Origin of the sequence: Chryseobacterium sp. MA9 (assembly GCF_024399315.1) — a bacterium.
Classification (GTDB): domain Bacteria; phylum Bacteroidota; class Bacteroidia; order Flavobacteriales; family Weeksellaceae; genus Chryseobacterium.
Genome location: NZ_CP075170.1, coordinates 4,104,857 through 4,122,073 on the forward strand (window position 1 = coordinate 4,104,857; position 17,217 = coordinate 4,122,073).

Genomic DNA, 17,217 nt, shown 5'->3' on the forward strand with positions numbered 1-17,217 from the left:
AAAGAAGTATTTATTAGTGAAAAAGAACCGTTGAACTACGTCAGATCATCAATTGGCGTTGAAAAACTCCCAAATCACTTTACCCTTACTTTTCCCTAAAATTTCTTCCAGGGTTTCCATATCGGCTTCTTTGATACGTTTTACAGACTTTAGTTTAGACAGAAGCAGCTCAATAGTTTTTTCTCCAACACCGGGAATTTCTTCCAGTTCAGATTTAATAGTTGAATTTTTCCTTCTGGTTCTGTGATGCTTTACACCAAATCTGTGAGCCTCATCACGTACACGCTGCAGAATTTTTAAAGTCTCGGATTTTTTATCCAGATATAAAGGAATAGGGTCTTCAGGAAAGAAAATCTCTTCCAGTCTTTTGGCAATACCTACAATGGTAATTTTTCCGTAAAGTCCCAGTAATCTCAGGCTCTTTACAGCAGAAGACAGCTGTCCCTTTCCTCCGTCTATCAGAATCAGCTGGGGAAGATCTTCACCTTCATCAAGCATCCTTTTGTAACGGCGGTAGATTACTTCTTCCATAGTTGCAAAATCGTTAGGTCCTTCCACAGTTTTAGGATGGAAGATTCTGTAATCTGCCTTACTTGGTCTGCCGTCTTTGAAAACAACACATGCTGAGACAGGATTGGTTCCCTGAATATTTGAGTTATCAAAGCCTTCAATATGTCTGGGCTCAACCGGCATTCTGAGAAGTTTCTGCATTTCAGCCATGATTCTGTTAGTATGCCTTTCAGGATCTACAATCTGAACCTGTTTTAGTTTTTCCAAACGATATTCTTTAGCGTTCTTTTCAGAAAGCTCTACGATTCTTTTTTTATCTCCAACCTTAGGAACAATCAGTTTTACATTAGGAATTTCTACAGACAAATGAAATGGCAGCAGAACTTCTTTGGAATCAGAAGAAAACTTTTGACGGATCTCAATCAATGCTTCTTCCATAATGTCTTCATCTGTTTCTTCAAGAATCTTTTTGATCTCAGTAGTAAAACTCTGGATGATATTTCCATTTCTGATTTTAAAGAAATTGACATAGGCTGCGGTTTCATCACTGGTCATTCCAAAAACATCCACATCATCAATATTAGGATTAACGACAGTGTTTTTAGCTTGATAATCCTCAAGAATATCAAGTCTTTCCTTAATGATCTGAGCTTGCTCAAACTGAAGATTAGAGGCCAGTTTCATCATCTGATTAACCAGATAATCCTTTGCTTTGCGGAAATCTCCTTTGATTATTCCACGGATGGCATCTATCTTTTCATCATATTCTGCCTTGCTTTCAAGATCTTCACACGGTCCTTCACAGTTTTTGATATGATATTCCAGGCAGACTTTATATTTTCCTTCCGCAATCTTTGCCGGAGAAAGATTCAGATTGCAGGTTCTGAGTTTGTAAATATGCTTGATCGTATCCAGTAAAATCTTTGCAGGACGTACTTTTGCATAAGGACCATAATACTCGGATCCATCTTTAACTACATTTCTTGTGAGAAAAATTCTTGGGAAATCTTCATTTTTGATGCAGATCCACGGATAGGTCTTGTCATCTTTCAGCATGACATTATAAAACGGCTGATGTTCCTTGATCAGATTATTCTCCAATAAAAGTGCATCGTACTCACTGTTTACAATTGTTGTTTCCAATCGCTGGATTTTACCGACCATTATTTTGATCCTGTATCCGGAAAGGTTTTTGTTGAAATAAGAGAGCACCCTCTTTTTAAGATTTTTAGCTTTCCCAACATACAAAAGCTGTTCGTTTTTATCATAATAACGATAAACGCCGGGTTCGGATGGTAAGGTTTTGAGCTGTAGTTCTAAAGAAGGATTCATATAACAAAATTAAGGAAACTTTCCCTATTTAAAAAAGAAAAACCTGCAGATGAGTCTGCAGGTTTTATTTTATTGATGGAAGTGTTTTATCCGTTTGTCATGGCTGTATATTCATTCACAAGAAAACTGAAGTAATCCCATTCTACAGAGTTTTTAGGATATTGCTTCATAAACTGAGCATTGTCTCCAAATAGAAAATCATAATTGTCTTCAAAATCATCTTTATGCAGCCACATCACTTTGTCGCCTTTTTTTACATAATAAGATTTGATAACCCCGCCTCCAAGCTGTGGAGACCCCATTACAGAAAAACCTGTTGTTTCTTTAGCCCTAGGATCATGGTATACTGAAATAATATCATCAAAACCTGGATTGATAACCTGCATCAGAAATTCCTTATCATCTTTTTTGTTCTTTAAAGAAACTGTCTGGTTTACAAAATAAATCCTATCATTATTGGTGTTTTTCGTCAGCTTCTTAGTTCCGAAGTTTCTGATATTTCCCATGTATTTTGCCACCTTTGCAATCTTTTCTGCATTGCTTGGATACACATACATCTCATTGATCTGATCAGCAGTAAAAGTAGCGTTCTTTTTTGTGATACTGTCTTTGATAGCGACTTCGTAGATCTGTCCTTTTTTGGTTTCAATCTTATTACAGAAACCTTTGTAGGTAGTTCCGTCTTTTAAGATGATGGTAGATGTTTTCTTAGGAGATGGAGTATTAAAACCTTCATTAAAAAGGTAAGTTTCCATTTTTTTGATGTCCTCTTTAGAATATTTTACTTTCTGGGCGAAAGCAGTTGTACTTGCTACACATAAAGCAAGGAGTAGAGTTTTCAGTCTCATGTATTATTGTTTTTAATTTTCGGGGCTAAAATAGTAAATTAATTCCCTTGTTTATATAAAAATATAGAAGATTAAAATTTAGCTTTTCCAATTATTGTTAAATGCGTAATTTTAAGAAAATTTTTTAGAAATGATATACGGAGTAGATGTTTTTACTTTCCATGATGTTCTGGAAATCTGTAAAAAGCCAAATAAAGCCAAGCTTAATAAAGCCGCAAAAGAACAAATTTTAAAATCTCAGAAAAACGTACAGAAAATAGTAGAGTCTGACAGATGTGTATATGGAATCAATACCGGGTTCGGACCCTTATGTGATACTAAAATATCAGCAGACGAAACAGCTCAGTTACAATATAATCTGATCATTTCTCATGCAGTAGGAGTAGGAAAACCAATTGATAAAGAACTTTCCAAGATTATGATGATTGCTAAAGTTCATGCCCTTTCAAAAGGATTTTCCGGAGTTTCTCTTGAAGTTATCGAAAGGATGATTCTGATGCTTGAAAAAGATATTATTCCCGTGGTTCCTGAACAAGGATCTGTAGGAGCTTCGGGAGACCTGGCTCCTTTGGCACATCTGGTGTTGCCTTTACTTGGTTTAGGACAGGTTTGGGAAGGAAATCAGGTTTCTGAGACCATGGAAGTTCTGCAGAAACATGACCTTGAAGCATTGGTTTTAGGACCAAAAGAAGGTCTGGGACTGATTAACGGAACTCAGTTTATCCTTGCTCATGCGATAAAAGGACTTGAAAAGTTTGAATACTTATTAGATCTTGCGGATATGACTGCTGCAATGAGTATTGAAGCATACAGAGGTTCTGCGAGCCCATTCAAAAAAGAGCTTCATGAGATCAGACCTTTTGAAGGCAGTAAAAAAGTAGCGGCAAGAATGCTTAAATTTTTAAAAGGATCAGAAAATATGAAAGCTCACGAAGATTGTGAGAGAGTTCAGGATCCTTATTCTATGAGATGTGTACCACAGGTTCACGGAGCCAGCAGAAATGCTTTTGAGCACCTTAAAGGAATGGCAGAAACAGAATTGAACTCTGTAACAGACAATCCAATTGTATTAAGTGCTGAAGAATCTATTTCGGGTGGTAACTTCCACGGACAGTTGATGGCTCTGCCTTTAGACTATGCTACACTGGCTGCAGCAGAATTAGGAAATATTTCCGATAGAAGAAGTTATTTATTATTAGAAGGGAAGTACGGATTACCAAGATTATTGACGGAAAGCTCAGGATTAAATTCTGGATTTATGATTCCTCAGTACACTTCAGCTGCTTTGGTTACGGAAAATAAAACATTATGTTTCCCGGCATCGGCCGATTCTATTCCTACAAGTTTAGGTCAGGAAGACCATGTTTCTATGGGAAGTATCTCAGGAAGAAAGTTCAATCAGGTTCTTGGAAACCTTGTAAATATTCTGTCAGTAGAGCTGATGTTTGCTGCTCAGGGACTTGAGTTCAGAAGACCGGCAAAATGCTCTAAAGTGATTGAAGAAAACTTCGCCATTCTTCGTTCTAAAGTTACTAAGCTTGAAGATGACAGATTAATTGGAAAAGATATGCTAGCAATTGCAGAGTTGATTAACGAAAGAAAATTTGTTGTCAACTAATCTAAAATAAAATAAAAGCTTCCGAAAGGGAGCTTTTTGTTTTCACAAATGTTTTAATTATTAAATTTTTGAATCTTTAATAAAATTAAATGTACATAATCAGAACAGATTCCAGCAACACAGATTTTCAAAATCTTGTAAAATCCCTCGATGCCACTTTAGCCGAGCATAATGGAGAGGATGATGATTTCTTTGCTCAGTTCAATACAATTGATACCATCAAAAACTGTGTAGTAGCTTACATAGATGATATTCCTGCAGCCTGTGGAGCATTTAAACCCTTTTCAGAAGATACTGTAGAAATAAAAAGAATGTTTACCAATCCGGAATTCAGAAAACAAGGACTAGGTTCAGCCATTGTAAAAGAATTGGAAAATTGGGCAGCAGAATTGAATTTTAAAAAAGCGGTTTTGGAAACTTCTCAGGATCTGAAAAGTGCCATCTCAGTCTATGAAAAAAGTGGTTTTTACAGAATACCCAATTATGGGCAATACGTTGGAATAGAGCAAAGTGTCTGCTACGAGAAAGTATTGTAATTTAATATTCATGTAATGGTAAATTCATTTTTTTTCAATTTTTAATTCCCGTTAAAGTGTTATATTGTGGCTCCAACCAAAATTATAACATATGAAAAAAACTGTATTCCTAATGGCAATATTTTTTGCCTTAAACTCGTGTTCCAGAGAAGAACTTCAGAATGAAAATGTAAAAACAGAAATGGCTCAGAAAGATCCGCTGACTGCAAAGCAGATCAATGAAAGGATCAATCAGGCCATTAAAGCGGATGGTACTTTCAATTGGAAGAATGAATCTGATCATTTTGTATGGAGTGCTATTTTCCGTGGAAACAAAATGGTATCCATCGGTTTTGGAGCTTCTAAGGATGACTTTGACAGAAGCAAATCTGCAAAGAGCAGTGATATGGAAAAGGAAGTCCTTTCTGTGATCAAAAAATATGAAGGAAAAGATGAAAGAAATTTCCTTCTTCTTTCAGATCAATATCTTAATCAGATGGATGTTGTGATTGAAAATGAAGAAACTGTTACTGCCCTTAGACAAATGAAAACAATCCGATATGTAGAGCCGGCAGACTATCATTATTTTGAGTTTGAGGCTCAGTATAATGCTGCTGCAAAATCCTCTGGAAGTGGTTCATCAGGATGTGGTTTTTCATCATCAACATTAAGTACAGCAGATTATACATCTACCACACCAAGTGCAAAAATTCCATGGGCTTTCACCAAGCACAGCATCCCTGAAGCATGGAGTTACAGTACAGGAGCAGGCGTTACAATCGGGCTTATTGATACCGGAGTTTCTCCAGAACAGACTTTGTTAGGAGGAAGTTTTAACAATGGTGCTTCATCAGGAAGAACGATCAGTAAATTCGGATTGTATAACTCAGACGGATCGGGAGATCAGTGCGGGCACGGAACAAAAATGGCTTCTGTGATGACAGCTCCGAGAAATAATGCAGGATTGCCTGTAGGAGTAGCCTACAATGCCAATCTGATTGCATACAGAGCTGCAGAAAATGTTGTCCTGGAAACTTCCAGTGAGCAGACTGCTGTAAAGACTGCTTTTACAGAATTAGGTAACAATACCAGTGTAAAAATCATCTCTATGTCAATGGGACATATATTCTCCGTTGGAAAAATTGAAGATGGTGTTAAATATGCTTATTCTAAAGGAAAACTGATTTTCTGTGCCGGAGGAACTTCTACCAGCTTTACCAGCTTCGTTGGAGTAATTTTCCCTGCATCAATGTCGGAAACTCAGGCGATCACAGGAGTAAAAGAAAATACATCCAATCAGAAATGTGATGTTTGCCACTCAGGGAGCCAGATCGACTTTACCTTCCAGATGGAAAGAGCTTCAGGAAATACCGTTCCGGTTTTGAGTTATTACAACGGTCAGGCAGATTATGTGGGTGGTTCTTCAGTAGCTACAGCAGCTACAGCAGGAATTGCAGCCCTGGTTTGGGCTAAAAATCCATCATGGACGAGAGAGCAGGTACTTAACAAAATGAGACAGTCTGCAACTTACTATCCAAATGTTAATTCAAGCTATGGCTACGGAAACATCAATGTTCTGAAAGCTGTACAATAAATAACCATTCCATAAAAAGAAAAGGAAATATCTCAGCTGAGGTATTTCCTTTTTTATTTTTAGAGTAGGCTATCCGATCCTTACACTCGTCATGCTCAAAGATCCTCCGATAAGTTCATCATTGAATAAAGTAAGTTCTTCAGACTGATCTTTCAAGCCTAAAGTATACAATAAAGGAAGATAATGATCAGGTGTAGGCACAGCATACTGTAAGAAAGTTCCCTGTTTCTGATAATCAATAATATTCTGAAAATTACCGTCAAGAAGCCAGTTGTTGGTTTTCTCCCGGGCTTCTACTGCCCAGTCCCAGCCAGCTCCCACTGTATTGATATTTTTCCAGTCGATGAGACGAAGATTATGAACAATATTTCCACTTCCGATGATCAGAATTCCTTTTTCACGCAGCTTATTGAGTCTCTTGGCAAGATCATAATGATACTGCGGTGGTTTTGTATGGTCTATACTCAGCTGAATCACAGGAATATCTGCATCAGGATACATATGTTTGATCACTGACCATGCACCATGATCCAGTCCCCAGCTGTGGTCTTCTTCCACATCTACCGGAAGAAGTAGTTCTGCAGTTTCCTTTGCCAGTTCCGGACTTCCGGGAGCAGGATACTGCACATCAAAAAGTGCTTTCGGGAAACCATAAAAATCATGAATGGTTTTTGGCATATCCATAGCTGTTACAAAAGTTCCAGCTGTATACCAGTGAGCAGAAATACAAAGAATTGCATTAGGTTTAGGAATCTCAGAGGCTGCTTTTCGGAAACCCTGTACAAATTGGTTCTCTTCAATGGCATTCATCGGTGAACCATGTCCAAGAAATAAAACAGGCATTCTCTGTGTGCTTTTGAAACCGTCGCTTATGTTTTGAAGATCGTTGAGGTTCATAAATATTGAAGATTATAAAAAAATAAAAGGTTCAAGGCTTTTAGAAAATCCCTGAACCTTTTGTAATATATGTTATTTACTATGCTTGTTTTACAAACTGTAATTCACCAGCTACTTTCACATCATCACTTACCATTACACCTCCTGCTTCAAGAGCTGCATTCCAGTTTAATCCGAAATCTTTTCTGCTGATTTTTCCTTCAAAAGAGAAACCTGCTTTTGTATTTCCCCATGGGTCTACATTGATTCCTCCGAAATCTACATCAAGCGTTACAGGTTTTGTAATTCCGTTGATGGTAAGGTTTCCAACGATAGCGTTATTTAATGCCTGAGATTCAAAAGTGATCGTAGGATGTACTTCAGCATTGAAGAACTCTGCAGACTTTAAGTGATTATCTCTGTCTGTATTGTTTGTGAATACAGAATCAGTCTGAATCGTAGCTGTAGTTTTAGCATTTGCAAAGAATTCGTCTTCAGATTCAATTTCAGCTGTGAAAGTTCTGAAGCTTCCTTTTACGTTAGAGATCATCATGTGTTTTACTTTGAAAGTAATTTCACTATGCGTAGGGTCTAAAATCCATTTTGTTGCCATTGTATTTTGTATTTTTTGTTTGTTATTAATGATGCAAATTTAGGATAGAGAACATATACAAGTCATTGATATAGGATAAGAAATACACTTTACATTTAAAATATCAAATTTTATAGATGTCAATCGTCAATTTAGCTTCGCAAGTGAATGATGAGCGTATATAACTTTCCAAAATTTAAAAATTGACAAGCGGAGCGTATTGACAATTCACAATTGACTTTAAAAAATTCTACTATTAAGTTAAGAAATAATTCCTTTGAATACATGAATTCCATTTTATGAATGTTTTAATTTAACATTTCTTAACGAATGATTTTTATTTCTTATTTTTGGTGGATTCAATTTTATACAATGAAATTACATAAATTTTCTTTATTGATGCTGGTTTTAGGCAGTTCAGCATTTGCCCAGACCCAGAAGTTTACTATGGCGGAGGCTGTAAATGGAATGAGAACCAACCTTGCTGTGAAAAATATTTCCCAGTTTTCATGGGCTGCGGACGGAAAATCTTACATCCAGGCAGTAAAAGGCGGTTATTTGATTACAGATTTGAAAACCAACAAGCAGGATACTCTGATCTCATTGAACCAGCTAAACCGAAACCTATCTAGTGATAAGCTGAAAGCTGTTCCATCAATCAAATTTACAGGGACCTCTAATGGGTATTTTACTACAGGCGGTAAAATGTCGTGGATTGAAAAATCAGGAAACGACTGGAAAGTAAAAAATACGGCTGCCATTGATCAGGATGCTTCGAACGTGAAAATGTTTGGTGACGGTCAGACTTTTGCCTTCACAGTAAGGAATAATTTATTTGTAAACAGAAACGGGAAAACTATTGCTGTAACCAACGAAACGAATGAAAATATCATCAGCGGACAGGCTGTTCACAGAAATGAATTCGGGATAGACACAGGAATTTTTCCTGCACCTAACTCTGAGAGTGTAGCTTTCTATAAAATGGATCAGAGCATGGTAGCTGATTATCCGATCATTGACTGGTCTGTAACGCCTGCTGTAAACCACAATATCAAATATCCAATGGCTGGGCAGACTTCTCACCAGGTGACATTAGGGGTTTTCAATATTAAAACTCAATCTACTACTTTCTTAAAAGTTGAAGGTGAAAAAGACCAATATCTGACGGCCGTTACATGGAGTCCGGATTCAAAATACATCTTTGTAGGTGTTTTGAACAGAGGTCAGAATCATATGAAAATGAACCAATACGATGCTGCTACCGGGGAACTGGTAAAAACATTATTTGAAGAAACAGACAGCAAATATGTAGAGCCGCAGCATCCACTTACTTTTTTCCCGAATTCCAATACAGATTTTATCTGGCAGAGTCAGAGAACAGGATACAATCACTTGTTCCATTATAGTTTAGAAAAAGGACTGGTTGCACAAATCACAAAGGGTGACTGGCTGGTAACTGATATCTTAGGATTCAATGAAAAGAAAAAGGAAATTTATTTCACGTCTACAAAAGAAACTCCTTTAGAAAGACATTTATATAGAATCAACTGGACGAACTTCAAGATGCAAAGGCTGGACAATGCAGAAGGTATGCACATCGGAACATTAAGCAGCGATGGAAATTACCTGTATGATGCTTACAGCAATGCCAATTCACCGAGAGTTGCCAATATTATCAATACTTCCAATTTAAAATCTACGAATATCCTCACTTCTGAAAATCCATTAAAGAATTATGAGAGACCAGAAATTAAAAATGTAGAACTAAAGGCTGATGACGGAACTCCTTTGTATGGAAAAATTATTCTTCCAACAAACTTTGATCCGAATAAAAAATATCCTGCTATTGTTTATTTGTATAACGGACCGCACTTACAGCTGATCACAAATACTTTCCCAGCTTCCGGAAACCTTTGGTATGAATATATGGCTCAGAACGGGTACATCATCTTCACAATGGACGGAAGAGGTTCTTCTAACCGTGGAATGAAATTCGAGCAGGCTGTATTCAGAAATCTGGGAACTACAGAAATGAATGACCAAATGAAAGGGGTAGAGTACTTAAAATCTCTTCCTTATGTAAACGGAGAAAAAATGGGAATCCATGGATGGAGCTTCGGAGGATTTATGACAACAAGTTTTATGCTTCGTAAGCCGGATGTATTTAAAGTAGGAGTAGCAGGAGGACCGGTAATCGACTGGAGCATGTATGAGATCATGTACGGAGAAAGGTATATGGACACTCCACAGGAAAATCCACAGGGATATGCAGCGGCCAATCTTTTGGATAAAGTTCAGAATCTGAAAGGAAAATTACTGATGATTCACGGGGCACAGGATGATGTAGTAGTATGGCAGCATTCTATAAAGTTCATTAAGTCGGCGGTTGATAATGGAGTTCAATTGGATTACTTTACGTATCCGGGACATCCCCATAATGTGATCGGAAAAGACAGAGTTCATTTGATGCAGAAAATCACAGATTATTTTGATTTGTATCTGAAGAAATAATAATACAATCCAGTCTAGTTTTAGGCTGGATTTTTTTGATATTATTTTAATATTGCTGCATATGCTCAATTGAGACTGCTTAGCCTTGCTCGCAATGACTATGTCGCGTTATTAGTGACAAGTTAGTGTTATTCGTGTTTTAAAAAACAACTTTTCGATCTTAACAAACATCAATGTTTTTGATTTTTCATAGTGGTAATTTTGTAACACTAAAATCAACAATATGGAATTAGGAATAGGAATGTTCGGTGATCTGGCATTTGACCAGTCAACCGGGAAGTATAGAGATGCAGGAATTAAGATCCGTGAGATACTGGATCAGGTAAAATTGATGGATGAGGTGGGAATTGATGTGTTTGCAATGGGAGAGCACCACCGTCCGGATTATGCTGTTTCCTCTCCGGAAATAGTATTGGCAGCGGCAGCAAGCATAACAAAAAATATAAAATTAGCCAGTGGAGTTACTGTTTTGAGTTCTTCGGAGCCGGTAAAAGTATATGAAGACTTTTCAACATTGGATTTGATTTCAGACGGAAGAGCTGAAATATTTGTAGGACGAGGAAGTTTCATCGAGTCATTTCCGTTGTATGGATATTCTTTAGATGACTATGAACAGTTATTTGACGAAAAATTAGAATTATTACTGAAAATCAATTCTGAGGAAAACGTAAGCTGGTCCGGAAAACTTCGTGCCCCAATGCAGAACCAAACTGTGTATCCAAGAGCAAAAAATGATGGAAAACTTTCAATCTGGAGAGCCGTGGGAGGAACTCCTCAGTCTGTTTTGAGTGCAGCTCAGCTTGGAATGCCTTTAGTGGTAGCCATCATTGGAGGAATGCCTGTCCAGTTTAGAAATCTGATCGAATTCTATAAACAGGAGTACCAAAAAGCAGGACATGATGTTTCCAAAATGCAGATTGCCGTTCATTCACATACTTTTGTGAGTGACGATCAAAATGCAGTTGATGGTTATTTTCATAATTATAAATCCCAGATGGACAGGATAGGAGTTTCCAGAGGATGGGCTCCTTACACCAAAATGCAGTACGACGGAGGAAGAAGCAAAGACGGCGCATTATTTATCGGCAACCCGGCAGAAGTAGCAGACAAAATTGCTTATATGAAGGAGATCTTCGGAATTACACGATTTATAGGCCATATGGACGTAGGAGATCCTGCTCATGAGGTGATGATGAAGTCTATCGAGTTATTTGGAAAAGCAGTAAAACCTGTTGTAAAAGGACTATAACAGAGAAGTTTATGAGGTGCAAAAGCCACAAAGGTCTGTTCTTTGTGGCTTTTGTCTTTTAGATTGAGTTAAATAATCTCAATAAGACTTCCTCTCTCCTCGTCTTTGATAATATTCAGAGCCATAGGAATTTTCTCTTTCAGCTCTTCAACATGAGAAATAATCCCTACAATCCTGTTTTCTTTCATCAGATTGGTGAGTGTTTCAAATACGATGTTTACAGATTCTGTATCCTGAGTTCCAAAGCCCTCATCAATAAAGAAAAAGTTCTTATCTGCCTGTGCATTGGTCTGAACACTTTCTGCCAGTGCCAGCGCCAGACTTAAAGATACCTGAAATGCCTGTCCTCCCGAAAGGGTTTTTACGCTTCTGCTCTTTCCTTCGTTGAGGTAATCAATGATTTCAAAATCATTATTTTCATTAAGCTGAAGACTCAGCTGATTTCTGGTCATCCGATGAAAACGAACATTAGCATGATCACAAAGCTGTCTCAGATAAATAGATGAAACATATTGAACAAAACCTGCTCCTTTAAACAGGTTCATCATGAGTTTTAAATTTTCTGAACGTTTTTGAAGTTTTGCAAGTTCTTTTAAAAGAGTTTCTTTTTTCACAAACTCTTTTTCCAGGCGGTCTATTTCTGCGGTTTTAGTCACTACAGAATCACTGATTTTTTTCTGTTCGCTTTGCGCTTCAAGAAATTGCTGCTCAGCCAGAAAAAACTGTTCGTTATTGAAGGAAAGTCCCTTCAGTTTTAATTCCAGTTCTCCGATGAATTTGTTTAAAGCTTCAAATTCGACTTTGAAATTCTGAACTTTGGCTCTCACAAGTTGAATGTCAATTTCCTGAAGTAAAATATTTTCAACCGCTTTGAATTCCGTGAAATTTTGATCCGCTAAAGCTTTGACAATAGCCTCCTCATTTGCGGAAATTTCTTTCTCAAGTTCGGTGATTTGTTTTTCAGATTGGCTGACAATGGCTTTTTGCTCTGCAAGTTTCGGCGAGAGAATTTTTTCCTGCTGTAATGCCTTTTGGTAATTTTCTTCGGTTTCCTTGTTAGACTGTACCAGCTTTTGATAAGCTTCTTCAATCTCAGCTTTTTCTTTTTGAGCATACACATTCCAGTCAAGAATTTTAAGCCCGGTACGGCTGATATTGATCTGTTCCTGTTTTGAAACTTCTTCCATCCGGAAAGCTTCCAGCGCACCCTTGTACTTTTCCAGAAGTTTGGTTTCTTTTTCCAGCATTTCCCTTTCCTGGGCTATATTTCGCTCAGTTTCCTCAATCTTTTTTTCTAAAGTAAATGAGTCTGAGCGTTTTTTCTCAAACTCCTTTTCCTGATCAGGAGAGAATGGTTTCCATGCAAAATTCAGGATATGTTTTTCAATATTTTCCTGAATCTGCTGAACTGTTTTTTGTTCCGAAAGAAGCTGTTCCTCGAAGATTTTTTTTCGGTCCAGGATTTTGTCAATTTCGGCTTCCTGCTTTTGAAGACCCGCTGCTTCCTGTTCTACGGATGTTATTTTCTCCTGAATGTCCTGCAGTTCAGCATTTACATCATGAAACTCCACAATATGCGGATGTTCTTTAGAACCACAAAGAGGGCAGTTCTCACCGTCATGAAGCTCACTGGCAAAACGGGAAAGTTCTTTTTGTATTTTGAGATGATCCAGTTTTTGGGAAAGTTCCTTTTTCTTGGTTTCTAAGATTTCTTTTCTGATTCTGAAGTCTTCCTTATAATTTTCATTGTAAGCAAAAGGTTTTAATTCTTCTGCAATTTCTCCGATATGTTTTTGATGTTTCTCAATCTTTTCCGTTTGTTCCTGAAGTGATTTTTTTAAATTTTTTTGTTGAATAAACCAATTTCCCACTTCAGATAACAATGCTGAATCCAGTTTTTGTTCTTTCAATATTTTCACCTGTGAAGAAAATTCATCAATCTTCTTTTGAATCTTCTCTTTATTGAGATCTACTTCTTTTACTTTTTCAGAACCTTTCTGTGTTCTTTCATTCAGAATTTTGATTTCTTCAGTAAACTTCAGAACCTGAATGATGAGGTTCATATCATTTTCCTGAATTTTGGACTGTTCTAAAGCCTTAAATTGGGGTTCAAGAGCAGTAAGCTGTTCTTTTATGACAGTAAAAACCTTTTCAGTTTCCTGCCAGCTTTTGATCTGCTGTTCTCTCTCATTCCGCTTTTCCGTAATTTCTTTTGAAAGCTTATTTTTTTCAATAATTAAAGGATTGAAAAGTCTGAAAGTACGGTCGTATAATTCTGCCTGTGCTTCCAGAGCATCCATCTGGGGTTTTTCTTCAGAGAGCTTGCTGAATTTTTCCTTATTCTGCTGTAAACTGTCAAAGTCGCTTTTTAAATTTTTCAGCTGTTGGTATGAATGGGAAATCTTTTCCAGTTTTTCATTGGATTCAGAAAGGAGTTTCTGTTCTTCTGTCAGCTGCTCCTTCTGGATTTTGATTTTCTCTTCATTGATTTCTTCAAAACCTTTTAACTGCCCTTCAAGCTGATCCAGCTCAGATCTGTTTTTTACATGGAGCGCGGAAACATTGTTCTGAAGATCAAATTTCTGAAGATTAAAAATCTCCTTCATCATATTCGTTCTTTCTGCAGCACCCAACTCAAGAAATTCTTTGAACTGTCCCTGCGGAATAATGATGGTTCGCTTAAAATTGGAATAGCTTAACCCAATGATTGTTTCTGCATTCGAATGATCCAGAGGAATCCATTTGCCATTATTATTTTCATAGAAAGTAACGGCATTAGGCTTTACCTCTTCAAATTTTTTGGAATTTCTCTTAAAATCACGGGTAGCACGGAAAAGTTTATTCTCATAATTTACAAAATCAAATTCTATATAAGAACTGTTTGATTTTAAATTCATCATATTATAAGCCCTTTTATCACGCATGTTCAGACGTTCCGTTTCTCCATACAAGACAAACGAAATTGCTTCTAGAACCGATGATTTTCCAGAACCTACCGCCCCGAAAATACCAAACAGTCCCGCTTCAGTAAGATTTCTAAAATCAATAGTCTGTCGTTCCTGGTACGAGTAGAGTCCTTCGATAGTTAATTGAACAGGGATCATAGCTTATGCATTTAAAATTTCGTTAAACAAATTCATCAGTTCTTCATTGGCTTCCTGCCCGCCGTTTTTAGATTTAAAATAATCTTTGAATAAGATATCAATATCCTGACTTAAATTGATTTCATGGTTTTGATCTTCTGCCAATTCCAGATTTCTGACTTTTGGAATAAGATGAACGATTCCGTTATGAGACTGATAAATTAATCTTCTTTCATTAGCTGTTAAAAAAGTTTCGCTTTCCAGAGTAAGCTCAATAAAGGTATTCGGATTTTCACCAAGCCATTGAACAGTATCTTCGATGGAGGTAAATGTTTTTCTCACTAAAGTTCTTCCGCTTTTCAGTATTTTTTTCTCGTAAGAAACTGTTTTTCCAGGTTCTGCATCAATAATGGAAACATACTTTGTCTGGCCAGCTTCACTGAAACTGTAACAAAGGGGAGAAGATGAATAAATAACAGGTTTTTCCTTCGTTCCGATATTCTGAAAACCATGAAGGTGACCTAATGCAGTATACTGAATCTGCTCAGGAATACTGTCCGAAAAAATCAGATCTGCATTCCCAATTTTAATAGGTTTTTCTCCTTCAGGCTCTTCCAGAATTTCCGCACCTTTTTTATTCATATACAAATGAGCGGTAAGAAGATTCACTCCGGAATCATCACAAAACTGATCAGCAAGATTTTTCCACGTCTGAGAAAGAACTTTGTTGATTTCTTCCTCTTTATTTTCACCAAAATATTCCTTTAGACGGATCTCATTCGCGAAAGGCGTGTGAAGAATTCTTACAGGGAAATCTATACCATCAATTTTCAGTTCTATAAAACCTTCTTTTGAGTTGGTAATGTTGAAATATTCTGTACTGAAAGGTGCAATTTCAGCTTTAGGATGACCTATTAAAATAATTCCGCATTCACGAGCTAAAGGATTTGGAGCATTGATTAAGCTGGGAGAGTCATGATTTCCTGAAATGGCAATTACAGGACGTTTCCCGTTCAGAGATAAACGTTTTAATGTTTTATAAAAAAGTTCAACGGCTTCTACACTTGGATTAAAATTATCAAAAAGATCACCGGCAACAAGAATAAGATCTGCATGTTCTTCATCAGCAATGCTTATAATTTCTTCCATTACCAAAACCTGCTCTTCCAGTCGTGAAAAGCGGTCCAGTCTTTTTCCCAAATGCCAATCGGCAGTATGCAGAATTTTCATAAATTTATTATTGTTTAAAGTAAGTTGAGTAATCAACGATTTCTATGGTTGATTATCAGATTCTTTTGCTTTGAAGTCTTCTCGGATTTGCTTTAAACGGGTTTTCCTTTCTGCTTCTGCATTTTGTATTTTACGTTTTTTCTGATCAATCTTCTTTTTATTTTTTTTCCTGTTCGCATCGTTATTTTTGCTCATATCTTTGTACAGAATAATTTTATGGTGAGAAATAGCTTCTTCAAAAATAAGAAACAAAAAGGGAAGAAGGGGTGTGGATTTCCGTATAAACTTATAATAAATTAATTTTGCAAAAAAAAGATGGAACAACAGTCCAAAGATCCTTTACATGGAAAAAGGCTGGATGCTATCCTTGAAGAACTTGTAGAATACTATAAAGGCTTCGAAGGGCTAGGCGAACAGATCAATATAAAATGTTTTACAGACAACCCAAGCATCAACTCTTCTCTGAAGTTTCTAAGGAAAACTCCCTGGGCAAGAACAAAAGTGGAAAGCCTGTATCTCTTTATGCTGAGACAGAAAAAAAGAGAAGAGGGTAGAAAAAAATAAAGGCTGTAAAAAGAAGAGATATTTTTCTTATGCCTTTCATAGCTTCCTTCTTCCGTCCTCCAGCTTCCAAGCTCATTGAATCATTTCAAAAAATAGTATATTTGTAACATTAATCGTGAAACGTAATCACGAAAAAAAGAAAAAATATGACAATCGAAAACAATCACGTTGTAGCTGTACGTTACATTCTTCACACTATCGAAGCGGACGGAACTAAAGTCCTTGTAGAAGAAACAACAGCAGAAAATCCACTTACATTTTTGTACGGTGTAGGAATGATGATTCCAAAGTTTGAAGAAAACATCTTAGGTTTGAAAGCTGGTGATAAAGCTGATTTTACTATTCAACCTGAAGAAGCTTACGGTGAAAGACAGGCGGATGCTATCGCACAATTGCCGATTGAGATGTTTAAAGAATCAGGAACTCCACCTGTTGGAGCTATTTTACCTTTATCTGATAACCAAGGGAATAATTTCCAGGCTTTTGTGGTAGAAGTAACGCCAGAAGTGGTAGTAGCAGACCTTAACCATCCAATGGCAGGTAAAGTTTTGGATTTCCAGGTGGAAGTTCTAAACACACGTCCTGCAACAGAAGAAGAATTGGCTCATGGTCACGCTCACGGAATTGACGGAAACGAAGCTCACTAAAAAATAATATAAATGTCCGGTTTTTCGGACATTTTTATTTATAAGGCT

At 36.9% G+C, this 17,217-nt stretch carries 14 protein-coding genes; 7 read left to right on the forward strand and 7 right to left on the reverse strand.

The genetic code is table 11. From position 1 onward, the window contains the following. Nucleotides 1–48: 48 nt before the first annotated feature. Both uvrC and KIK00_RS18740 read right to left on the reverse strand, forming a co-directional pair. On the reverse strand, nucleotides 49–1,842 hold the full coding sequence (gene uvrC, locus KIK00_RS18735) for an excinuclease ABC subunit UvrC (protein WP_255813826.1): 1,794 nt from the start codon (nucleotides 1,840–1,842) through the stop codon (nucleotides 49–51). Between the two features lie 86 nt (nucleotides 1,843–1,928). Next, on the reverse strand, nucleotides 1,929–2,690 hold the full coding sequence (locus KIK00_RS18740) for a hypothetical protein (RefSeq protein WP_255813827.1): 762 nt from the start codon (nucleotides 2,688–2,690) through the stop codon (nucleotides 1,929–1,931). Nucleotides 2,691–2,820: 130 nt separating this feature from the next. On the opposite strand from KIK00_RS18740, the gene hutH reads away from it, so the two are divergent. From hutH to KIK00_RS18755, 3 genes are all read left to right on the forward strand, one after another. Next, nucleotides 2,821–4,308, forward strand: a complete 1,488-nt coding sequence (gene hutH / locus KIK00_RS18745) for a histidine ammonia-lyase (protein WP_255813828.1) — start codon at nucleotides 2,821–2,823, stop codon at nucleotides 4,306–4,308. 89 nt (nucleotides 4,309–4,397) lie between these two features. Continuing rightward, nucleotides 4,398–4,844: a GNAT family N-acetyltransferase gene (locus tag KIK00_RS18750; protein ID WP_255813829.1), complete on the forward strand. Its 447-nt coding sequence runs from the start codon at nucleotides 4,398–4,400 to the stop codon at nucleotides 4,842–4,844. Between the two features lie 91 nt (nucleotides 4,845–4,935). Next, on the forward strand, nucleotides 4,936–6,417 hold the full coding sequence (locus KIK00_RS18755) for a S8 family serine peptidase (protein ID WP_255813830.1): 1,482 nt from the start codon (nucleotides 4,936–4,938) through the stop codon (nucleotides 6,415–6,417). A gap of 69 nt (nucleotides 6,418–6,486) precedes the next feature. Here the strand turns inward: KIK00_RS18755 and ygiD are convergent, their stop codons facing one another. Further along, nucleotides 6,487–7,314 (reverse strand): 4,5-DOPA dioxygenase extradiol, encoded by an 828-nt coding sequence (gene ygiD, locus KIK00_RS18760; protein ID WP_255813831.1) that lies wholly within the window; start codon nucleotides 7,312–7,314, stop codon nucleotides 6,487–6,489. 79 nt (nucleotides 7,315–7,393) lie between these two features. Further along, a complete protein-coding gene (locus KIK00_RS18765; RefSeq protein WP_047377704.1) occupies nucleotides 7,394–7,906 on the reverse strand; it encodes a YceI family protein in 513 nt (170 codons plus the stop codon). A 351-nt stretch (nucleotides 7,907–8,257) separates the two neighbouring features. Between KIK00_RS18765 and KIK00_RS18770 the strand changes: the two genes are divergently transcribed. Together KIK00_RS18770 and KIK00_RS18775 are read left to right on the forward strand one after the other, a co-directional pair. Continuing rightward, nucleotides 8,258–10,396: a DPP IV N-terminal domain-containing protein gene (locus tag KIK00_RS18770; RefSeq protein ID WP_255813832.1), complete on the forward strand. Its 2,139-nt coding sequence runs from the start codon at nucleotides 8,258–8,260 to the stop codon at nucleotides 10,394–10,396. 223 nt (nucleotides 10,397–10,619) lie between these two features. After that, the gene (locus KIK00_RS18775) at nucleotides 10,620–11,645 is read left to right on the forward strand and encodes an Atu2307/SP_0267 family LLM class monooxygenase (protein ID WP_255813833.1); all 1,026 of its coding nucleotides are present in this window, start codon (nucleotides 10,620–10,622) and stop codon (nucleotides 11,643–11,645) included. A gap of 68 nt (nucleotides 11,646–11,713) precedes the next feature. On the opposite strand, the gene KIK00_RS18780 is transcribed toward KIK00_RS18775, so the two are convergent. Genes KIK00_RS18780 through KIK00_RS18790 form a run of 3 tightly spaced genes read right to left on the reverse strand, consistent with a single transcriptional unit; the run spans nucleotide 11,714 to nucleotide 16,153 of the window. Next, on the reverse strand, nucleotides 11,714–14,749 hold the full coding sequence (locus tag KIK00_RS18780) for an AAA family ATPase (protein WP_255813834.1): 3,036 nt from the start codon (nucleotides 14,747–14,749) through the stop codon (nucleotides 11,714–11,716). 3 nt (nucleotides 14,750–14,752) lie between these two features. Next, the gene (locus KIK00_RS18785) at nucleotides 14,753–15,958 is read right to left on the reverse strand and encodes an exonuclease SbcCD subunit D (RefSeq protein ID WP_255813835.1); all 1,206 of its coding nucleotides are present in this window, start codon (nucleotides 15,956–15,958) and stop codon (nucleotides 14,753–14,755) included. A 42-nt stretch (nucleotides 15,959–16,000) separates the two neighbouring features. Beyond that, entirely contained in the window at nucleotides 16,001–16,153 is a 153-nt protein-coding gene (locus KIK00_RS18790) for a hypothetical protein (protein WP_255813836.1), read from the reverse strand. Between the two features lie 120 nt (nucleotides 16,154–16,273). Here KIK00_RS18790 and KIK00_RS18795 point away from each other — a divergent pair, with 120 nt between their 5' ends. Together KIK00_RS18795 and KIK00_RS18800 are read left to right on the forward strand one after the other, a co-directional pair. After that, complete coding sequence (locus KIK00_RS18795; RefSeq protein ID WP_255813837.1) at nucleotides 16,274–16,522, forward strand: VF530 family DNA-binding protein; 249 nt, start codon at nucleotides 16,274–16,276, stop codon at nucleotides 16,520–16,522. A 146-nt stretch (nucleotides 16,523–16,668) separates the two neighbouring features. Beyond that, the gene (locus tag KIK00_RS18800) at nucleotides 16,669–17,169 is read left to right on the forward strand and encodes a peptidylprolyl isomerase (RefSeq protein ID WP_047377711.1); all 501 of its coding nucleotides are present in this window, start codon (nucleotides 16,669–16,671) and stop codon (nucleotides 17,167–17,169) included. Nucleotides 17,170–17,217 lie beyond the last annotated feature (48 nt).